Annotated in this window: 2 protein-coding genes; both read left to right on the forward strand. The window is 68.0% G+C overall.

The window, feature by feature from the left end:
* Positions 1–456, forward strand: a 456-nt coding sequence (locus ELR45_RS36855) for a ThuA domain-containing protein (RefSeq protein ID WP_205855906.1), incomplete at its 5' end; no start/stop codon positions are given.
* Between the two features lie 29 nt (positions 457–485).
* Positions 486–1,263: Gfo/Idh/MocA family protein (locus ELR45_RS04125; RefSeq protein ID WP_165367462.1), on the forward strand; the 778-nt coding region annotated here is incomplete at its 3' end.

Below are 1,263 nucleotides of genomic sequence, written 5' to 3' on the forward strand. Positions count from 1 at the left end.
TCGAAGATCTTCCGCAAGCTGATGGGGACCACCTGCACGCTGCGCTGGCGCAGCGAGAACGACCGCGAGCTCATCTGGACCGTCGACCCGACGCACCCCATCGCCCAGGGGGTACCGCACCCGATGATCGTCGAGGCACAGGAGATGTACGGCGAGCAGTTCGACATTCCGGCGCCGGACGAACTGATCTTCATCAGCTCGTTCAGCGGCGGAGAGGTGTTCCGCAGCGGCTGCACGTTCCGTCGTGGCCACGGCAAGATCTTCTACTTCTCCCCCGGTGACCAGGACTACCCCGTCTACCACCACAAGGACATCAGACGGGTCATCGCCAACGGTGTCGAGTGGGCGCGCTCCGACATGCCCACCCGCTCGGCCCCGACGTTGCTCCGCTACGAGTCCGGCGACTTCTTCACCGGCCACGGATACGACGGCCCGCTCAAGAGCTCCGACGCGTGAGCGTGGCCAACGGACCGAAGGGGCTTCACATGAGGGACACCCCAACGAGCCCACCCGTACGGCTGGTCCAGGTCGGTGCAGGGGCGATGGGACAGGCATGGCTGCGGACCATCTCCGCGTCGCCGGACACGGAGATGGTCGGCCTGGTCGACCTCGACCAGGAGGCGGCACGACGCGGAGCCGACGCGGCCGGGATGCCCCATCTGCCCACCGGCACATCGGCCTCGCGGCTCGCTCGCGACGTCGGCGCCGACGCGGTGGTCAACGTCACCGTTCCAGTCGCGCACCATCCGGTCAATCTAGAGGCCCTGTTCGCGGGGCTTCCCGTCCTGTGCGAGAAGCCGATCGCCCCGAACGTGGCCCAGGCGCTGTCCATGGTCGCCGCCGCCGAGCTCAGCGGGCAGCTGCTGATGATCAGCCAGTCTCGCCGCTACTACGGAACCATCCGCCGGCTCCGGTCAGCTATCCACGATCTCGGCGTGGTCGGCTCGGTGGGCTGCGAGTTCTTCAAAGCCCCGCATTTCGGCGGGTTCCGGGAGCAGATGGACCACCCGCTGCTGGTCGACATGGCCATCCACCACTTCGACGCGGCCCGCTTCCTGATCGGGGCCGAACCGATCTCGGTGTACTGCGATGCGTACAACCCGGGCTGGAGCTGGTACGCCGGGGACGCCGCAGCCGTCGCGGCGTTCGAGTTCACCGGCGGCACCCGCTTCGTCTACAACGGCAGCTGGTGCGCACCGGGCGAGGAGACGTCCTGGAACGGCCGCTGGCGGATCAGCGCGGAGACCGGGTCGGCCTTGTGGG

It is taken from the genome of Phytoactinopolyspora endophytica (genome assembly GCF_004138495.1).
Lineage (GTDB): Bacteria > Actinomycetota > Actinomycetes > Jiangellales > Jiangellaceae > Phytoactinopolyspora > Phytoactinopolyspora endophytica.